This window comes from Streptomyces sp. NPDC008163, from assembly GCF_042956885.1.
GTDB lineage: Bacteria > Actinomycetota > Actinomycetes > Streptomycetales > Streptomycetaceae > Streptomyces > Streptomyces drozdowiczii_A.
The window spans coordinates 563,572-581,367 of the sequence record NZ_JBIBHG010000002.1 but is presented as its reverse complement, the minus strand read 5'-3'; the positions used below and the strand labels follow the sequence as shown (position 1 = coordinate 581,367).

General features: G+C 73.2%; 20 protein-coding genes and 1 riboswitch. Of the genes, 9 read left to right on the top strand and 11 right to left on the bottom strand.

Translation table 11 applies throughout. The annotated features are described in order from the left end of the window. Positions 1 to 71 precede the first annotated feature (71 nt). From ACFZAT_RS07710 to ACFZAT_RS07690, 5 genes are all read left to right on the top strand, one after another. Positions 72 to 1,079, top strand: a complete 1,008-nt coding sequence (locus ACFZAT_RS07710; protein ID WP_391261535.1) for a DEDDh family exonuclease — start codon at positions 72 to 74, stop codon at positions 1,077 to 1,079. A gap of 63 nt (positions 1,080 to 1,142) precedes the next feature. Next, positions 1,143 to 1,376, top strand: a complete 234-nt coding sequence (locus ACFZAT_RS07705; protein WP_026171732.1) for a hypothetical protein — start codon at positions 1,143 to 1,145, stop codon at positions 1,374 to 1,376. 71 nt (positions 1,377 to 1,447) lie between these two features. Then, the gene (locus tag ACFZAT_RS07700) at positions 1,448 to 2,263 is read left to right on the top strand and encodes an SURF1 family cytochrome oxidase biogenesis protein (RefSeq protein WP_391261531.1); all 816 of its coding nucleotides are present in this window, start codon (positions 1,448 to 1,450) and stop codon (positions 2,261 to 2,263) included. Positions 2,264 to 2,325: 62 nt separating this feature from the next. Next, entirely contained in the window at positions 2,326 to 4,152 is a 1,827-nt protein-coding gene (locus tag ACFZAT_RS07695) for a glycoside hydrolase family 15 protein (RefSeq protein ID WP_391261528.1), read from the top strand. A gap of 4 nt (positions 4,153 to 4,156) precedes the next feature. Beyond that, positions 4,157 to 4,912, top strand: a complete 756-nt coding sequence (locus ACFZAT_RS07690) for an SDR family oxidoreductase (RefSeq protein ID WP_391261525.1) — start codon at positions 4,157 to 4,159, stop codon at positions 4,910 to 4,912. A 54-nt stretch (positions 4,913 to 4,966) separates the two neighbouring features. On the opposite strand, the gene amaP is transcribed toward ACFZAT_RS07690, so the two are convergent. From amaP to ACFZAT_RS07665, 5 genes are read right to left on the bottom strand one after another with little or no spacing between them, the layout of a single operon-like run. Next, the gene (amaP, locus tag ACFZAT_RS07685) at positions 4,967 to 5,554 is read right to left on the bottom strand and encodes an alkaline shock response membrane anchor protein AmaP (RefSeq protein ID WP_391261523.1); all 588 of its coding nucleotides are present in this window, start codon (positions 5,552 to 5,554) and stop codon (positions 4,967 to 4,969) included. Beyond that, positions 5,551 to 6,237, bottom strand: a complete 687-nt coding sequence (locus ACFZAT_RS07680; protein WP_391261520.1) for a DUF6286 domain-containing protein — start codon at positions 6,235 to 6,237, stop codon at positions 5,551 to 5,553. The genes amaP and ACFZAT_RS07680 overlap by 4 nt, the downstream gene beginning before the upstream one ends. After that, the gene (locus tag ACFZAT_RS07675) at positions 6,234 to 6,596 is read right to left on the bottom strand and encodes an Asp23/Gls24 family envelope stress response protein (protein WP_391261518.1); all 363 of its coding nucleotides are present in this window, start codon (positions 6,594 to 6,596) and stop codon (positions 6,234 to 6,236) included. Before ACFZAT_RS07675 ends, ACFZAT_RS07680 begins: the two co-directional genes overlap by 4 nt. Further along, a complete protein-coding gene (locus tag ACFZAT_RS07670; protein ID WP_018104700.1) occupies positions 6,593 to 6,784 on the bottom strand; it encodes a hypothetical protein in 192 nt (63 codons plus the stop codon). The genes ACFZAT_RS07675 and ACFZAT_RS07670 overlap by 4 nt, the downstream gene beginning before the upstream one ends. A 33-nt stretch (positions 6,785 to 6,817) precedes the next feature. Continuing rightward, positions 6,818 to 7,300 (bottom strand): Asp23/Gls24 family envelope stress response protein, encoded by a 483-nt coding sequence (locus ACFZAT_RS07665; protein WP_391261513.1) that lies wholly within the window; start codon positions 7,298 to 7,300, stop codon positions 6,818 to 6,820. A 93-nt stretch (positions 7,301 to 7,393) separates the two neighbouring features. Here ACFZAT_RS07665 and ACFZAT_RS07660 point away from each other — a divergent pair, with 93 nt between their 5' ends. Then, positions 7,394 to 8,104 carry a hypothetical protein gene (locus tag ACFZAT_RS07660; RefSeq protein WP_391261510.1) on the top strand — a complete coding sequence of 237 codons (711 nt, stop codon included), beginning with the start codon at positions 7,394 to 7,396 and terminating at the stop codon, positions 8,102 to 8,104. Positions 8,105 to 8,159: 55 nt separating this feature from the next. On the opposite strand, the gene ACFZAT_RS07655 is transcribed toward ACFZAT_RS07660, so the two are convergent. The 3 genes from ACFZAT_RS07655 to ACFZAT_RS07645 all read right to left on the bottom strand — a co-directional run bounded on the left by ACFZAT_RS07655 (position 8,160) and on the right by ACFZAT_RS07645 (position 11,203). Further along, positions 8,160 to 8,951: an enoyl-CoA hydratase-related protein gene (locus ACFZAT_RS07655; RefSeq protein ID WP_391261507.1), complete on the bottom strand. Its 792-nt coding sequence runs from the start codon at positions 8,949 to 8,951 to the stop codon at positions 8,160 to 8,162. A 112-nt stretch (positions 8,952 to 9,063) separates the two neighbouring features. Then, positions 9,064 to 9,285: a helix-turn-helix domain-containing protein gene (locus ACFZAT_RS07650; RefSeq protein WP_018518904.1), complete on the bottom strand. Its 222-nt coding sequence runs from the start codon at positions 9,283 to 9,285 to the stop codon at positions 9,064 to 9,066. A 319-nt stretch (positions 9,286 to 9,604) separates the two neighbouring features. Continuing rightward, positions 9,605 to 11,203 carry an ABC-F family ATP-binding cassette domain-containing protein gene (locus tag ACFZAT_RS07645; protein ID WP_073968398.1) on the bottom strand — a complete coding sequence of 533 codons (1,599 nt, stop codon included), beginning with the start codon at positions 11,201 to 11,203 and terminating at the stop codon, positions 9,605 to 9,607. A gap of 243 nt (positions 11,204 to 11,446) precedes the next feature. Here ACFZAT_RS07645 and ACFZAT_RS07640 point away from each other — a divergent pair, with 243 nt between their 5' ends. Then, positions 11,447 to 12,334, top strand: coding sequence for a neutral zinc metallopeptidase (locus ACFZAT_RS07640; protein ID WP_391261503.1), 888 nt, complete (start codon positions 11,447 to 11,449; stop codon positions 12,332 to 12,334). 27 nt (positions 12,335 to 12,361) lie between these two features. On the opposite strand, the gene ACFZAT_RS07635 is transcribed toward ACFZAT_RS07640, so the two are convergent. From ACFZAT_RS07635 to ACFZAT_RS07625, 3 genes are all read right to left on the bottom strand, one after another. Then, a complete protein-coding gene (locus ACFZAT_RS07635) occupies positions 12,362 to 13,666 on the bottom strand; it encodes a hypothetical protein (RefSeq protein ID WP_391261726.1) in 1,305 nt (434 codons plus the stop codon). Between the two features lie 183 nt (positions 13,667 to 13,849). Continuing rightward, the gene (locus ACFZAT_RS07630; protein ID WP_391261500.1) at positions 13,850 to 14,977 is read right to left on the bottom strand and encodes an alpha/beta hydrolase; all 1,128 of its coding nucleotides are present in this window, start codon (positions 14,975 to 14,977) and stop codon (positions 13,850 to 13,852) included. Between the two features lie 102 nt (positions 14,978 to 15,079). Beyond that, positions 15,080 to 15,736 carry a class II aldolase/adducin family protein gene (locus ACFZAT_RS07625; protein WP_391261497.1) on the bottom strand — a complete coding sequence of 219 codons (657 nt, stop codon included), beginning with the start codon at positions 15,734 to 15,736 and terminating at the stop codon, positions 15,080 to 15,082. A 132-nt stretch (positions 15,737 to 15,868) separates the two neighbouring features. Here ACFZAT_RS07625 and ACFZAT_RS07620 point away from each other — a divergent pair, with 132 nt between their 5' ends. Both ACFZAT_RS07620 and ACFZAT_RS07615 read left to right on the top strand, forming a co-directional pair. Further along, positions 15,869 to 17,134, top strand: coding sequence for an inorganic phosphate transporter (locus ACFZAT_RS07620; protein ID WP_333734492.1), 1,266 nt, complete (start codon positions 15,869 to 15,871; stop codon positions 17,132 to 17,134). Between the two features lie 33 nt (positions 17,135 to 17,167). Beyond that, positions 17,168 to 17,401, top strand: a complete 234-nt coding sequence (locus tag ACFZAT_RS07615) for a hypothetical protein (protein ID WP_391261493.1) — start codon at positions 17,168 to 17,170, stop codon at positions 17,399 to 17,401. Positions 17,402 to 17,546: 145 nt separating this feature from the next. After that, a riboswitch (cobalamin riboswitch) is annotated at positions 17,547 to 17,676 on the top strand. Positions 17,677 to 17,796 lie beyond the last annotated feature (120 nt).

Below are 17,796 nucleotides of genomic sequence, written 5' to 3'. Positions count from 1 at the left end.
CTCATCTCGCGCCGCCCGCGGGCGTGCACGCCCACCGAATAGGGGACTGTCCGAGTCGGCCCGTATTCTCTGTGACCATGCTCGACGACCCGCAGACCGCAGCACCGTGGCCCGCCGCCTACCCGCAGGGGTACGCGGTTGTCGACGTGGAGACCACCGGGCTCGCCCGGGACGACCGGATAGTGTCCGCTGCCGTCTACCGCCTGGACGCGCGGGGCGATGTCGAGGACCACTGGTACACGCTGGTCAATCCGGAGCGCGATCCGGGTCCGGTCTGGATCCACGGGCTGACGAGCGACGTGCTGGAGGGGGCGCCGCTCTTCCCGGAGATCGCCGCCGAGCTGTCCGAACGGCTCGCGGGCCGCGTGCTCGTCGCGCACAACGCCGCGTTCGACTGGTCGATGCTGGCCAGGGAGTACGCGCGCGCCTCGGTCACCGCGCCGGTCCGGCAGCGGCTGTGCACCATCGCGCTGGCCAAGGAGCTCCGGCTGCCGCTGGCCAACCACAAGCTGGCGTCCCTCGCGGAGCACTTCGGCGTGGTCCAGCAGCACGCGCACCACGCGCTGGACGACGCGCGGGTGCTGGCCGAGGCGTTCCGCCCGAGCCTGCACGCGGCGGCGCGGGACGGAGTGCGGCTGCCGCTCCTCGAATGCCGCCCGCTGACCGAGTGGCAGCACTCGCCGGTGACCCCGCGGTCCGGCTCGTCGTCCTCGTACGGGGGACACGGCACCTGGCGCGCCTCGCGGAAGCGTCCGGCGTGCCCGTATCCGAATCCGGGACGGTACGAGAAGGACAAACCACTCAAGCAGGGCATGCGGGTGGCGTTCTCCGGGGACACCTCGGTCGACCGCGAACTGCTGGAGGACCGCGCGGTGGAGGCGGGGCTGCACGTGGCGACCAGCGTCTCCCGGCTGACCAGCCTGCTCGTCACCAACGACCCGGACTCGGCGACGTCGAAGACGGTGAAGGCGAAGGCGTACGGCACCCCGGTCCTGGACGAGAGCGCCTTCACGCACCTCCTGCGTGATGTCGCCCCGGCCGTCGCGAAGGTGCCGGCGCCCACGCCGTCATCGGAGTGAACCGGGGGCGACTCGCCGCCCGCCGACCGCCCGCCGCCGCCCCCGCGTCCGACCCTGTGGCGCATGGCACGTTGTGAGGTCTGCGGAAACGATTACGGGATGTCCTTCGAAGTGCACGCGCAGGGCGCGGTGCACGTCTTCGACTGCTTCGCCTGCGCCATCCACCGCATGGCGCCCATCTGCGAGCACTGCCGGGTCCAGGTCATCGGCCAGGGCGTCGAGGTCGACGGGCACTGGTTCTGCGGCGGGCACTGCGCCCGTGCGGAGGGGAAGGTGGGCATCGTGGACCGCGTCTGAGGACACGGGGCGGCCACCCCTTCGGCCACCCCGTGCGCGAGACACCCCACGGCCGGTTGTACCGTCGTGGGGTGTACCGCTTCCTGATGACCCGGCAGTGGCTGATCCTCGCCCTCCTCTCGCTCGTCCTCATCCCCACGATGATCGAGCTGGGTTTCTGGCAGCTGCACCGGCACGAGCACAAGGTCGCGCAGAACGCCCTGATCTCCCGCAACCTGAAGGCGGACCCGGTCGCCGTGTCCGCGCTCACCTCCCCCGGGCACACCGTTCCGCGGGCGGACTACTGGCGCGCCGTGACGGCCACCGGGACCTTCGACGAGAAGCACGAGGTCGTCGTCCGCCGCAGGACCGCCACCGACGGCTCCATCGGCGTCCATGTGCTGGTCCCGTTCGACCTCAAGGGCGGCGGCACGGTCCTGGTCAACCGGGGCTGGGTCCCCTCCGCCGACGACCAGCACGCCTTCCCCGACGTACCGGCCGCCCCGAAGGGCGAGGTGACCGTCACCGGGCGGCTCAAGGCGGACGAGACGACCGGCGCGAGCGGCATCAAGGATATCTCGGACCTTCCGGACCGTCAGGTGATGCTGATCAACAGCGCCCAGCAGGCCCGGCTGCTCGACCGCCCGGTGCTCGGCGGCTACATCGAGCTGACCTCTCCGGCACCGAAGAACGGCTCGCCCGAACCGATCGAGGCCCCCGACGACAGCTCCATCGGCCCGCACATGGCGTACGCCGTGCAGTGGTGGCTGTTCGCCGCCGGGGTCCCGGTGGGCTTCGTGGTCCTGGCCCGGCGCGAGAAGCGCGACCGGGTCGCCGCCGCGCAGGCGGCCGCCGCCGCCGAAGAGGACGCCGCACCGGAGCCGGAGCCCGAACCGGCCCAGGGGTGACACCCGCCTCTCCCGGCACACGGTCTGCTTAACGGAGGCCGGGTTCGGGAAGACGCCTGAACGTGACACCACGCATCGAGGACTACGCCCTCATCGGCGATCTCCAGACCGCGGCCCTGGTCGGCAAAAACGGTTCTGTCGACTGGTTGTGCCTGCCCCGCTTCGACTCGGGCGCCTGCTTCGCCGCGCTGCTCGGCGACGAGGACAACGGCCACTGGCGGATCGCACCCAAGGGCGCGGACACCTGCACCCGGCGTGGCTATGTGGGCGACTCCCTCGTCCTGGAGACGTACTGGGAGACGCGCACCGGCACCGTCAAGGTCATCGACTTCATGCCGCAGCGCGACAAGGAGCCGGACGTGATGCGGATCGTCGAGGGGGTCAGCGGCACCGTCGAGATGGCGTCCGTGATCCGGCTGCGCTTCGACTTCGGGTCCATCGTGCCCTGGATGCGCCGTTCGGACGGGCACCGGGTCGCGGTCGCCGGGCCGGACTCCGCCTGGCTGCGCAGCGAACCGCCGGTCAAGACGTGGGGCCAGCAGTTCTCCACCTGTTCCTCCTTCACCGTGTCCGAGGGCGAGAAGGTGGCCTTCGTGCTGACCTGGCACCCCTCGCACTCCCCCCGGCCCAAGCTCGTCGACCCGTACCAGGCGCTGGAGAACTCGCTGACCGACTGGGCGGAGTGGTCCGCCCGCTGCAAGTACGAGGGGCCGTACCGGGACGCCGTGATCCGCTCGCTGATCACCCTCAAGGCGCTCACCTTCGGACCGACCGGCGGCATCGTGGCGGCCCCGACCACCTCGCTCCCGGAGGAGATCGGCGGCGTACGGAACTGGGACTACCGCTTCTGCTGGCTGCGGGACTCCACGCTCACCCTCGGCGCGCTGGTCTCGGCCGGCTATCTGGAGGAGGCGGCCGCCTGGCGGGACTGGCTGCTGCGGGCGGTCGCCGGGGACCCGGCGGACCTCCAGATCATGTACGGGCTGGCCGGTGAGCGCAGACTCCCCGAGTCCGAGCTGCCGTGGCTGCGCGGTTACGAGAACTCCGCCCCGGTCCGCATCGGCAACGCGGCGGTGCGCCAGCGCCAGCTGGACGTGTACGGGGAGGTCATCGACTCGCTCCGGCTGGCCCGGGACGCGGGCCTGGACGACAAGCCGCACGCCTGGAGCCTCCAGCTCAGCCTGCTCGGGTTCCTGGAGTCCACCTGGCGCGAACCGGACGAGGGCCTGTGGGAGATCCGCGGGCAGCGGCGCCACTTCGTGCACTCGAAGGTGATGGCCTGGGTCGCGGCCGACCGGGCGGTGCGCAGCCTGGAGGACGACCCCTCGCTGGCCGGGGACGCCGACCGCTGGCGGGCCATGCGGGACGCCGTGCACCGGGAGGTGTGCGAGAAGGGCTACGACCCGGTGCGCAACACGTTCACCCAGTCGTACGGCTCCCGGGAGCTGGACGCCGCGACGCTCCTGATCGCCCGGACCGGCTTCCTGCCGCCGGACGATCCCCGGGTGATCGGCACGGTGGACGCGGTGCGCGAGGAGCTGGGCAGCGGCGGCCTGGTCCGCCGCTACAGCACGGACGGCGGCTCGATCGACGGGCTGCCGGGCGGTGAGGGCGCGTTCCTGGCCTGCTCGTTCTGGCTGGCGGACGCCCTGCGGATGACCGGCCGCACCGAGGAGGCCACGGAGCTCTTCGAGCAGCTGCTCGCGCTGCGCAACGACGTCGGCCTGCTGGCCGAGGAGTACGACACGGCGGCCGGGCGCCAGCTCGGCAACTTCCCGCAGGCGTTCAGCCACATCGGCCTGGTCGGCACGGCGGTCGCGCTGGCCGAGGCGCAGCCCGCCGAAGCACGGGCCGCCGAGGACGGTGCCGGGGGCGGCACGGCAGGATAGGGCCATGGATCTTGGACTGAAGGACCGTGTGTACATCGTCACGGGAGCGACGCGCGGGCTCGGCTACGCCACCGCGCGGGCCCTGGTGGCGGACGGCGCGAAGGTGATCATCACCGGCCGGGACGAGCGGCGCGCCCAGCAGGCCGCCGCCGACCTGGGCCCCGGCGCCGTCGGCCTGGCCGCCGACAACGCCGATCCGGCGGCGGCCGGACGGCTTGTGGAGGCCGCCCGGGAGGGCCTGGGCCGGCTCGACGGCATTCTCATCAGCGTCGGCGGCCCGCCGCCGGGCGGCATCGCGGACAACACCGACGAGCAGTGGCAGTCGGGCTTCGAGTCCGTCTTCCTGGGTGCGGTACGGCTGGCCAGGGCGGCCGCCGCGGCGCTCGGCGAGGGCGGGGTCATCGGCTTCGTGCTCTCCGGCTCCGTCCACGAGCCGATTCCCGGGCTGACCATCTCGAACGGGCTGCGCCCCGGTCTGGCGGGCGTCGCGAAGTCGATGGCCGACGAGCTGGGCCCGCGCGGCATCCGGGTCGTGGGTCTGCTGCCGGCCCGGATCGACACGGACCGGGTGCGGGAGCTGGACGCGCTGTCGGGCGACGCGGAGAAGGCGCGTACCGCCAACGAGGCGAACATCCCGCTGCGCCGCTACGGCACCCCGGAGGAGTTCGGCCGCACGGCCGCGTTCCTGCTGTCCCCCGCCGCCTCGTATCTGACGGGCATCATGGTGCCGGTCGACGGCGGTCACCGGCACGGCTTCTGAGCCTCGTGCGGTGATACGGCGGTGGCGCGGGATGCCGCGCCACCGCACCGCCCGTCAGCTCACCCGCGAGGCCCGGTGCTTGACGGCCTTGAGCCGGACCTCGGCGGGCAGCCGGGCCAGCCCCGCGGAGTCCCGGGCGTGGGCCAGCGCCTCGTCGCTCAGCCTCCCCAGTGCCTCGTCGGGCGCGGCGTGCGGCTCCATCAGCAGCCGGACCCGGGCGGCCGGGGTGGAGCGCTTGCCGGTCAGGGTGACCTGGGCGCGGGCGACCCCGTCCAGGGCGCCCGCCTCCCCGGCTAGCACGCCCTCCAGGGCGCGGCCGCGCAGCAGGGCACCCTCGCCGTCGCCGCTCTCCACCAGCACCTCGTTCAGACGGGCGCGGCGGAACTGGGCCAGCAGCCACCACAGGGCGAGGACCACGAGGACGGCGAGGACCGCGATGACCGTCGGCCACCACCAGCCCTCCCCGCGCCAGCGGTCCCGGTCCGCCTCGCTGAGCAGCACGTCGTTCTTGCCGTACCAGGGCCACCAGGACGGCACGGAGAGGCCCGCCGCCGCGGCGAGCACCCCGCCGCCGACGCAGAGCAGCACCAGTCCGGCCAGGCCCAGCAGTACCCGGTTGACGGTCCTGAGCACGCCGCTCACCCCTTCTTCGCCGGCCGGCGGACATGGACCGACAGGCTCGGCTGCCTGGCCAGTCCCAGTTCCCGGATGCCTGTGGAGAGCACGGTGTCCAGGTCGGCCCGTACGTCGTCGAGTTCCCGGAAGTGCGAGACGGCACGCACTCCCACCTTGCGCCGGCCCATGCGGACCCGGACCGACTGGACGCCGGCCACCTCGACGGCCCGGTCGCGCAGCACCATGGCCGCCGCCGTCCGGTCGAGCCCGGCGCGCACGTCGGGGTGTTCGCGGCGCATCGGCAGGAGGTCGCGCAGCCCGGGGGTGAGCGCGAGGAGCAGCAGCCAGAGCCCGAGGGCGGCCGCGACGGACGCGCCGGTCAGCACCCAGACGTCGTCGAGCTTCCGCGTCGCCAGTTCGTCCGCCAGGGTGCGGCGCCACTGCATCGCGGGGTGTCCGGCGCGGACCGCCGACACGTCGTAGAGGAGGAGGCCGCTCGCACCGAGGACCACCGCGGCGACGATGCCGGCGGGGATGCGGCGGGCGGACCAGAAGCGCCCCGCGCCGCCCTCGGGCCGTTCCTTGTCGGGCACGGGGTCGTAGGCCGCGGAGGAGGCCGACTGGTCGAGCGCGAGGACACTGCCGTGTTCCACCGCCCCGGCCTCGGGCGGCCGCCGGGTGCCGTCGTCCGGGTCGTGGGGCTCGGTCATCGAATCCTCCCCTGTGCCGCCAGGCTCGCTCCGGTGGGATGCAGGCGTTCGACCTGGACGGCCACTTCGGGCACCTCCATCCCCGCCAACGCCTTTACCCGCTCGGCGACCCGTCGACGCACGGCACCGCACTGGTGGCCGATGTCGGTGGGATATCCCAGCTCCAGGCTCACCCGTACGCGGGCGGTGTCGCGGTGCACGGTGACCGTGGCACGCGGCGACGCCGCCTCCTTCGGGGCGGCGTCGACCGCCTCCTTGGCCGCCTGCGCGGCGATCTTCGCGACCACCCGGTCGGCGATCCGCGTCTCTCCGCGCTCCCCGGCCGGGACCGGCCCGTTCGCCCCCGACACCGCCGTCACCGCCGTCGGTCGCCGCGCTCGCGACTGCGGAAGAAGTCGCCGGGTTCCAGGTCGCCGTCGACGAAGCGGCCGGCGACGAAGCCGACCGCTCCCAGGGCGGCCACCAGCACAAAGGCTCCGAACCCGCCGAAGTACCCGGCGAAACCGAGCGCCATGCCGGCCAGCAGACCGGCCACAGCCATGCTCATCGTGTGCTCCTCAACCGCTCGGGGATGCCGGGACTACTGGACGCGGGACTCTGACTCGTCGTCATCGTCGTCCTCGTCGGGCAGCTTCACGTCGCTGACGGCGATGTTGACCTCGACCACTTCCAGGCCCGTCATGCGCTCGACGGCCGCGACGACGTTCTCCCGCACATCGCGGGCGACGTCCGCGATCGACACGCCGTAGTCGACGACGATCTCCAGGTCCAGCGCGGTCTGGGTCTCGCCGACCTCGGCCTTGACGCCCCGGGTGACGGACTTGGAGCCGCCGGGGACCCGGTCGCGGACCGCGCCGAACGTGCGGGACAGGCCGCTGCCCATCGCGTGCACCCCGACGACGTCGCGTGCGGCCATTCCGGCGATCTTCTCGACCACTCCGTCGGCGATGGTCGTACGGCCGCGGGTGCCGGGGTCGCCTCCGCCGCGCTTGGTGAGGCTGCTGCCGCCCGAGGCGTTGCTGTCGGAGTTCTCGGGCCGGTTCCGCTGTGGGGTCTCGGTCATCGCCACTCTTCCCTTCGGGGCAGATTTGACTACTTTGCACACATTAAGGGCGCTTGCCCCGGCTCGCGCCGTGGATACGGCAGTCTGGTGGCCATGACGACGGCTGACGGCCCGCACAGGGCCCACGCGTGGACGGCTGCGGTACGGCAACGGCTCTCACTGGGCCGGCTGCTCCCTCTGGGCGGTCCGGCGGACGGCGCCTGGATCGCGGAGCGGGCGGCGGTGGCGGAGCTGCGCCGGGCTGTGGCGGGCCCGGAGCCCGGCCCGGTCCTCGGTGCGCTGCGGATCGCCGTGGCCGACCCGGACTCGGCCCCCGCCGCACAGGTGCCCCCGCCCCCGAGCGCACTGCCGCCGGGTCCCCTACGAATCGAGGCGACGATGACCGCGACCGCCGACCGGCCCCTGCCCGCAGCCGCCGACGCCTTGCGCGCGGCCCTTCTGTCGGCCGCCGCGCGCCGGCTCGGCCTGGTGGTCTCCGAGGTGGACCTGCGGGTGACGGGGCTGCTCGACGGCTCACCCGAACGGGTGGAGCCGGAGCCGGTGGAGGTGCGCCCGGTGGACGCGGAGAACGCGGCGGGGCGGGCCGCCGCCTCGGTGACCGGGGTCGCGGCGCTGACCGGGGTGCTGGGCCCGGCGGTGCGGACGGGCGAGGACCATGTGCGCGTCGAGCTGGCGACGGAGAGCGGTCACCGCGCGCTGGACGTGGCCCGGGCCGTCCGCGAGGCGGTGACGGAGGCGGCCGAGGGGCGGCCCCCGGTCGCGGTGCTGGTCACGGCGGTCGCGGAGGGCGGCGCGGCGGGCTGACCCCGGTGCGGGGTGCGGGCCGGAGGGCGCGTCGCGGCTCCGGCCCGCCCGTACGTCAGCCGAGGGCGCTCGCCAGATCGCGCAGGCGGCGGCCCTGCGCGGCCCGCTCGGCGGCGCGCTGCTCCTCGTACGTACGCGAGAGGGCACCGCCCAGCAGGGCCTTGGTCTCGATGACGGCGTCGCGCGGGGCAGCCAGCAGGGCGCCGGCCAGATCGCGCGCGGCGCCTTCGAGCTCGGCGGCGGGCACGACGAGGTTGGCCAGGCCGGTGCGCTCCGCCTCCTCGGCGTGGACGTAGCGGCCGGTGGCGCAGATTTCCAGCGCGCGGGCGTACCCGACGAGGTGCACCAGGGGGTGCGTGCCGGTGAGGTCGGGCACCAGGCCGAGGCTGGTCTCGCGCATGGCGAACTGGACGTCCTCGGCGACGATGCGCAGGTCACAGGCGAGGGCGAGCTGGAAGCCCGCACCGATGGCATGGCCCTGGACGGCCGCGATCGACACGAGGTCGTTGCGGCGCCACCAGGTGAACGCCTCCTGGTACTCGGCGATCAGCGCGTCGAGCTCGGCCTCCGGGCCGCGCCCCATGTCGAGGAACGACGGCTCGCCGTCAAAACCCTCGGGGGTGAACGCCTGGCGGTCGAGCCCGGCGGAGAACGACACGCCTTCGGCGCGCAGCACGACGACCCGCACACTCCCGGGCAGGGCCCGTCCGGCCTCGGTCAACGCCCGCCACAGAGCGGGAGACTGGGCGTTGCGCTTCGCCGGGTTGGTGAGGGTCACCGTGGCAACCGCGTCGTCGACGGTGAGTCGTACGCCGTCCTGGTCGAGCACGGAGTCGAGCGAGGTCATACGGGGCCTCCGGTTCGGGTGCAGTCAGCACATGAAGCTAAGTGACTGAACAGTAACCACCGGATCGGCTCTGGGGCCGACCGGGTGGCGCACCCGGACCAGGGAACTCCCGTCAGGCCGTCGCGGCCTTCTTGCCTCGTGTGGCGCCGCCGCGTCCGCGGAGCGTCACGCCGGATTCGCTGAGCATCCGGTGGACGAATCCGTAGGAGCGGCCCGTTTCCTCGGCCAGCGCCCGGATGCTCGCACCGGAGTCGTACTTCTTCTTCAGGTCTGCCGCGAGCTTGTCACGCGCGGCGCCGGTCACCCGGCTGCCCTTCTTCAGAGTCTCGGCCACCCGTGCCTCCTCATGGGAAGTGCGCTCTGGACTCTCATGATCACCCCTCCCGCGCTTCCTGGCCACCCATTCGGCAAGGTCTCTGCGACCGGATTCGCGCCCCGGGAGTGCGCCGGTGCGACCGGAATGCCTCATTCCAGCAGGTCGCGGGGCGCGTCGGGCGGGCACCCGGGAAGGAACCTCCAGGTCAGGGCCCGCACGGGCGGGGAGGCGCACATGGGTGCGCCCGGCAGCTATCTGCCGGGCGCCGCGCCGAGGTATGAGACGTACTCACACAGATGACGGATCTCGGATAGGCCGAATGATCCAGTCGGGGGGATCAGGCCAGGGCGACCAGGTCCCGGTAGTCCGCTCCCCACAGGTCCTCGATGCCGTCCGGGAGCAGGATGATCCGCTCCGGCTGGAGGGCCTCGACCGCGCCCTCGTCGTGCGTGACCAGGACGACCGCGCCCTTGTACGTGCGCAGCGCGCCGAGGATCTCCTCGCGGCTGGCCGGGTCCAGGTTGTTGGTGGGCTCGTCGAGCAGGAGCACGTTGGCGGAGGAGACGACCAGCGTCGCCAGGGCCAGCCGGGTCTTCTCGCCGCCGGAGAGCACCCCGGCCGGCTTGTCCACGTCGTCCCCGGAGAACAGGAACGAGCCGAGCGTCTTGCGGACGGCGACGAGGTCCAGGTCGGGCGCGGCGGAGCGCATGTTCTCCAGGACCGTGCGGTCCGGGTCCAGGGTCTCGTGCTCCTGGGCGTAGTAGCCGAGCTTGAGGCCGTGGCCCTCCACGACGCGGCCGGTGTCGGGCTTCTCGGCGCCGCCGAGGAGCCGCAGCAGCGTGGTCTTGCCGGCACCGTTGAGGCCGAGGATCACGACGCGGGAGCCCTTGTCGATGGCCAGGTCGACGTCGGTGAAGATCTCCAGCGAGCCGTAGGACTTGGAGAGCCCTTCGGCCATCAGGGGGGTCTTGCCACACGGCGAGGGGTCGGGGAAGCGCAGCTTGGCGACCTTGTCGGCGACCCGGACCTCGTCCAGGCCGGACAGCAGGCGGTCGGCGCGCTTGGCCATGTTCTGGGCGGCGACCGTCTTGGTCGCCTTGGCGCGCATCTTGTCCGCCTGCGCGTTGAGGGCGGCGGCCTTCTTCTCGGCGTTCTGGCGCTCGCGCTTGCGGCGCTTCTCGTCGGCCTCGCGCTGCTGCTGGTAGAGCTTCCAGCCCATGTTGTAGACGTCGATCTGGGAGCGGTTGGCGTCGAGGTAGAACACCTTGTTGACGACCGTCTCGACCAGCTCGACGTCGTGGGAGATCACGACGAAGCCGCCGCGGTAGGTCTTGAGGTAGTCGCGCAGCCAGACGATCGAGTCCGCGTCGAGGTGGTTGGTCGGCTCGTCCAGGAGCAGCGTGTCGGCGTCCGAGAAGAGGATGCGGGCCAGCTCGACGCGGCGGCGCTGACCGCCGGAGAGGGTGTGCAGCGGCTGGCCGAGCACCCGGTCGGGCAGGCTGAGCGCGGCGGCGATGGTGGCGGCCTCGGCCTCGGCGGCGTAACCGCCCTTGGTGAGGAACTCCGTCTCCAGGCGCTCGTACTTCTTCATCGCCTTCTCGCGGGTGGCGCCCTTGCCGTTCGCCATCCGGTCCTCGTTCTCCCGCATCTTGCGCAGGATCTCGTCCAGGCCGCGGGCGGACAGGACCCGGTCCCTGGCCAGGACGTCGAGGTCGCCGGTGCGGGGGTCCTGCGGGAGGTAGCCCACCTCGCCGGAGCGGGTGATGGTGCCGGCGGCGGGGACGCCCTCGCCCGCGAGGCACTTGGTGAGGGTGGTCTTGCCCGCTCCGTTGCGGCCGACGAGGCCGATGCGGTCGCCCTTGGCGATGCGGAAGCTGGCGGATTCGATGAGCAGACGGGCGCCGGCGCGCAGCTCGATGCCGGAGGCGGTGATCACGGGGAGGTACTCCAGGGCGGAAGGGAGGGCGGAGGAACGACGGGTGGTGACGGATCGACGCCGCTACTCACGCACACGCACAAGGAGAACTGCCATGGAAACCAGTCTACTGGCGGTGTCCAACGACTTTTCCGCGTGCTCCGTACCGGGCGCCCCCACGGGCGCAGGACGTGAACAGGGCATGACGGGGCGTATCACCGGATACTCGGCTGAGGGACCGTGATCCGTGGCGGAGGGTGTGCGATGCAGTTCGACGACGACGCCGGTCTGGACACGTCGGAGGTCAGGGACGTACGCGGCAGCCGCGTCCCGGGCGGCCGGGCCACGGTGGGCGGTGGCATCGCCGGGGTGATCGCGCTGATCCTCGGCCTCCTCTTCGGGGTGGGCCCCGATCAGCTCGGGCTCTCCTCGGGCGACTCGCCGACGGCGACCGCGTCCTCGGCGGGGCAGGTGGCGAGCGAGTGCCGGACCGGGCGGGACGCCAACACGAAGGACGACTGCCGGATCGTCGCGGTGGTCAACAGCGTGCAGGACTACTGGGGACAGGAGTTCGCCCGGCGCGACGCGCGGTACGCGACGGCGCGGACCGTCCTGTTCACCGAGCGGGTCGGCACGGCGTGCGGCTCCGCGACCTCGGCCGTGGGGCCGTTCTACTGCCCCGGCGACCGGCAGGTCTACCTCGACCTGGGGTTCTTCGACGAGCTGCGGACGAAGTTCGGGTCGAGCGGCGGGCCGTTCGCCCAGGCGTACGTCGTCGCCCACGAGTACGGGCACCACGTCCAGAACCAGATGGGGACGCTGGGCCGGACCCAGGACGGGCGGACCGGCGAGAACAGCAACGCGGTCAGGGTGGAGCTCCAGGCGGACTGTTACGCGGGGGTCTGGGCGCACCACGCGACGACCACGCCGGACGAGTCGACCGGGCGGCCGCTGATCACCGAGGTCACCCGGGCGGACATCCGGGACGGCCTGGACGCGGCGGCGTCGGTCGGGGACGACCGCATCCAGGAGCGGTTCCAGGGGCGGGTCACGCCGGAGTCCTGGACGCACGGGTCCGCGGCGCAGCGGCAGGAGTGGTTCAGCACGGGATTCCGGAGCGGGGACATGGGGGACTGCGACACGTTCCGCTGATCCGTCACCGGGGGCGGCTCCACCGGATCACGAGCCGCCCGTGTGGACCTGGAAAGCCGCCTTGCGGACCGCCTTGGCCAGGGCCGGGTCCGGGTGGGCCGCGGCCAGGGCCACCAGGACCTGGACCGTGCGCGGGTGGCCGACGGCGCGGACCTCGTCCAGGAGGGCCGGGACCGTGCCCTGGACCGCCGAGTCGAGGTGGCGGACCAGGAGGCCCGTCTCACCGTGGTCGGCGACGGCCGCCGCCGTGTCGACCCAGAGCCATGTGGCCTCCTCGCGGCTGAGGACCTCCTGAGCGTCCTCGGGGTCCTTGCCGTCGTACTCGGCGAGCCAGAGCAGCGCGTACGGGCGCAGCGACGGGTCGGCCAGGACGGCCCGGACCTCGGGCTCCGCGGGGGCGCCGACCACGCGCAGGGCCTCGAAGGCGAGCCCGCGCAGCAACGCGTCCTCGCCGCGGGCCACGCCGAGCAGTTCGGCGACGGCGCTGCCGACGGGGCGGGCGGCCAGCCAGGCGCGGTATTCGGCGCGGGCGGGGCCGGGGGTGAGGCGGGCGCACCCGAGGAGCATGTCGGCGGCGGCCTGCTCGATGTTGCCGGCGGGGCTCTGCGCGGCGACGCAGATCTGTTCCAGCTTGACCCAGACCGCCCAGTTGCCGAGCGGGGTCAGCGTGGCCTGGCCCGTGCCGAGGGTGAGCGCCCCGACGTCGGCCAGGCCCTCCAGGGCCCAGTCGAGCAGGCGGGCGACGAGCGCCGGGGGGTGGGCGGTGAGGGCCGGTTCGGCGGGGGCGGGCAGCGGCTCGGGGCCGTACGGCACCTCGCAGCGCTCCTCGTGGAGCTCGGCGACGCGCTGGCCGAGGAGGTCGAGGAGGGCGGGCACGGTGACCGGGCCGGCCGAGAGCTGGAGCAGCGAGAGGACCTGGGGCACGGCCTCGACGGCCTCGGCGACGGCGGTGGACTCGACGCCCCGGGGCGCGGGGTGGACGAGCGACCAGGCGTCGAAGAGGGCCACCCAGCCGCGCAGCACCGCAGAGTCGTCCCGGTCCCAGGCGCGCAGCCGCCAGCCGGGCCGTGCGGTGTCACCGTGGAGTTCGACCAGTCCGGCGAGCCGGGCCCGGTCCCAGCCGGAGCGCACCTGCTCCGGGGAGATGTCCAGCGCGGCGGCGGCGTGTTCGAGGGCGGCCGGCGGTGTGGTGCCGGGGACCGCCCCGTCGGCCGCCCAGCGGGCGATGCGTACGGCGTCGGCGAGGACCGTCCGGGCCTGGCGGGCCAGCTCCGCCCGGGGTGGGGTGCCCTCGGGCGGGCGCGGCGCCGGCCTGGTGCGCCGGGTGGTCACGGCCCTTCGGGCGGTGGTGAGGGGTCGCGGGCGGACAAGACGCAGCCTGGAGTCGCGCGGGGTACGGGACGTCACGGGAGCAGTCTTGCCCCTGACGGCCCGAAAGCCCAAACGGAACCCGGGTCACTGGCGTTGACGGGCCCGCGCGGCGCCGGGACCAATCGGCCGAACCGGCGCATCACCTCACATCAGGGGCGTGAGGAAGCGGCGCAGGATCTCTTCGTAACGGGCCGGGTCGGCATTCCACATCGCCGCATGCGGAGCGCGGTCCACGGTGTGCAGGGCGACCGTGTCGGGGCGGGTCGCGGCGAGCCGGCGGGAGTGCACCCAGGGCGCCAGGGTGTCGTCGGGGCCGTGGAAGATCAGCGTCGGGACGTTCAGGGTCGTCGGCAGCGAGGTCTCCAGGAGCCCCGTGCCGTGCAGTCCGGTCTGCCCCTGGGCGGCGCGGACGGCCAGCGGCAGCAGCGCGGCGGGGACCCCGCGTGCGGCGGCCAGGCCGCGCAGGGTGTCGGTCCAGTCGAGGACGGGCGAGTCCAGGACGAGGCCGGAGATCCGGTTGCGGAGCGCGGAGCCCACGCAGGCGTGCACGGCCATGGACGCGCCGGTGGACCAGCCGTACAGGACGACCTGCTCGGCGCCGCCCCGGACGGCGAAGCGGATCGCGGCGTCCAGGTCGCGCCACTCGGACTCGCCGAGGTGGCCGAGCCCGTCCGGGGAGCGGGGGGCGCCCGGGTCGCCCCGGTAGGCGAGGTCGAGCACGGGGAACTGCTGGTCGTGCAGGAAGGGCACGAGGTTCAGCGGGTGCTCGCGCGTGGCCCCGATGCCGTGGACGGTGATGACCCAGGTGGAGCGGGGCCCCGGGACGTACCAGGCGGGCAGTTCGCCGAGTTCGCCGGGGATCCGCACCTCGCGGAAGGCCAGGCCGAGCGCGCTGCCGGGGTCGCCGCTGTGGACCTGGGGCGTGAGGCGGACCTTGTCGCCGGGGGCGAGGATGCCGTGGTCGACGCGTTCCAGTCGGCGCCCGACGGTGTCGGCGGCCTGGTGGGCGCGGTCGAGGACGGGGCCGACGACGGCGTGGACGTCCTTGCCGGTCAGCCCGTACGTGCCGGGGCGCAGCGAGGTGAGGGACCGGGTCAGGGTGACCTGCCCGGCGGCCGTCGCGTGGACGGTGAGTTCGCGGTCGGCGGGGAGCGGTCGGCCGGGCGGCGTCCTGAGGGCGACGTCGCCGGCGAACCGGCCGGCCGCGACCGCTGCCGCGCCGGCGCCGATGAGTGTGGTGACGGCCGCTGCCGTCGCGGTAACCGGGCGCACACCCTCAGTGTCGGGGTCGCAGCGCCCCGATGCCAGTGGGCAGGGCCGTCCGGGCCGGTCCGGACCGCGTACGGACCGCGTACGGACCCCGTACGAACCGCCTCAGCGCTGCCCGTATCCCTTCAGGGCCTCCAGCACCTCGCCGAGCTGGTCCGCCGAGAGCAGGGCCGGGGTGCGGCCGGGCACGGCGCTCGCGGTGAGCCAGACGTGGCAGAGCCATTCGAGCTGGGCGGTGCGGTCGTACGCCTGGTCGAGGGTGGCGCCGTAGGTGACGGTGCCGTGGTTGGCGAGCAGGCAGCCGGTGCGGTCGCGGAGGGCGGTGAGCATGTTCGCGGCGAGTTCGGGGGTGCCGTAGCGGGCGTAGGGGGCGACGCGGACCGTCCCGCCCAGCATCGCGGCGGCGTAGTGGACCGGGGGGACCTCGGTGACGAGGGTGGAGACGGCGGTGGCGTGGACCGCGTGGGTGTGCACGACGGCCCTCGCGTCGGTGTTCCGGTATACGGCGAGGTGGAGAGGAAGTTCGCTGGTGGGGGTGAGTTTCCCGAAGGTCTGGTTGCCTTCCGGATCGACGCCGGTCAAGTCCTCGGGACGCAGCCGGTCGTACGGCACTCCGCTGGGGGTGACCAGCACCGTGTCGCCCACCCGCAGCGAGACGTTTCCGGAGGTTCCGACGACCAGTCCCTCGGCCGCCGTGCGGCGTGCCGCAGCGACGACGGACTCCCATCCACGGGCCAGCGCGCCGTGCTCTCCGTCACTCATCCGAAGATCCTTTCCAAGCCCCGTCCGGCCCCCGTTCAGGGGGTCACCGCAACGCCCTGCTCAGTTCATCTTCCGTTCACTCAAGTTGCCTACGTTCCACGTGCCAATGACGTCGAACGATTGCCTGGGTAAATGGAACACATCACGCTGCTGCTCGCGATAGTGATCGTGACAGCTCTAGTGTTCGATTTCACGAACGGTTTCCACGACACCGCCAACGCGATGGCCACGACCATCTCGACCGGCGCACTCAAACCCAAGACGGCGGTCGCGATGTCCGCCGTTCTCAATCTGGTCGGCGCGTTCCTGTCCGTGGAGGTCGCCAAGACGATCTCCGGCGGGATCGTCAACGAGGACGGCCTCAGAACCGAGGTCATCTTCGCGGCGCTCGTCGGCGCCATCCTGTGGAATCTTCTGACCTGGCTGGTCGGGCTCCCGTCCAGCTCCTCCCACGCACTGTTCGGCGGCCTCATCGGCGCCGCGGTGATGTCCGCCGGCTGGTCGTCGGTCAACGGCGGCACCGTCGTCACCAAGGTGCTGCTGCCCGCCGTCGCCGCCCCGATCGTGGCCGGTGTGGCCGCGCTCCTGGCCACCAGGCTCACGTACCGGATCGGCGGGAAGATCCGCAACGACGCCCAGGAGAAGGCCACCGCCAAGGGCTACCGGGCGGGGCAGATCGCCTCGGCCGGGCTCGTCTCGCTCGCCCACGGCACCAACGACGCGCAGAAGACGATGGGCATCATCACCCTCGCCCTGGTCACCGGCGGCGTCCTCTCCCCCGGCTCCAACCCGCCGGTCTGGGTCATCGTCAGCGCCGGCCTGGCCATCGCGCTCGGCACGTACCTCGGCGGCTGGCGCATCATCCGCACCATGGGCAGCGGCCTGACCGAACTGAAGCCCCCGCAGGGCTTCGCCGCCCAGACCAGCGCGGCCACCGTCATCCTGGCCTCCTCGCACCTCGGCTTCTCCCTCTCCACCACGCAGTCCTGCTCCGGGGCCGTGATGGGCGCGGGTCTCGGCCGTGCCGGGGGTGTGGTCCGCTGGTCCACCGCCACCCGGATGTTCGTCGCCTGGGGCCTGACCCTGCCGGCCGCCGGTCTGGTCGGCGCGGGCGCCGAGTTCCTGACGAAGCAGGGCACCTGGGGCGTCGTGGTCGTCGCGGCCCTCCTGGTCGCCGGGTCCGGGGCGATCTGGGTGCTCTCGCGCCGCAAGCCCGTCGGCCACGGCGATGTCGCACCCGGCACCGAGGACACGGCCCCGGCCGAGCCCGCCGGTGTCGTCACCCAGGCCATCGCGGCCGTGAGCCCGCCGCCCACTGTGGCGCACGACCTCGCCGCCACCATCCCGGCGCCCGCCGCTCCGGTCGCCGCCGATCCGGCCCGACCCGCCACGGTCTGACAGACCCCGGTACTCCGGTAAAGGACACCCCGTATGAACATCGACTGGGCAGCTCTGGGCACCGTCTTCGGCGTCTCCCTCGTCACCACCGTCGCCCTGGTGGGCCTCTTCACGCTCGGCATCGTCGGCCTCTCCAAGCAGCCGGAAGCGGCTGCCGGGGGCGGTCCGGCGGGCGGGTCGGTCCTGCTGGCGCGGGCCGGGGCGTACGTCTGCTTCGGGCTGTGCGCGGCGGCGGTCGCGTACGGCATCTATCTCATCGTCGCCTGACGCGGCACCACCCCATCGGGCCGGACGCACCTCGGGTGCGCCCGGCCCGATGTGCGTCCGCCCACACTCCGCCACCGCAGGTCAACGGCGAGTTGACGGGCGTTCGCGGGGCGTGGTGGACTGCCGGAGCCATTACGGCGACAGCAGAGGAAGCCGGTGCGAATCCGGCGCGGTCCCGCCACTGTCACCGGGGAGCGGTCCCCCACCGCACGTCACGGCCCGCCCAGCGGGCTGGAAGACCGGGGGAATCCGCCGATCCGGAAGCCAGGAGACTCCTGTCGCCGTCACGTCGAACCAGGGCGCGGACCCTGAGTGAGGACATATCGCCATGCCCGGCTGCCGTGCGCCCCTCTCCCCACAGCCCCTTCCGGCGGACTCCGGTACGGCCGGCTGAA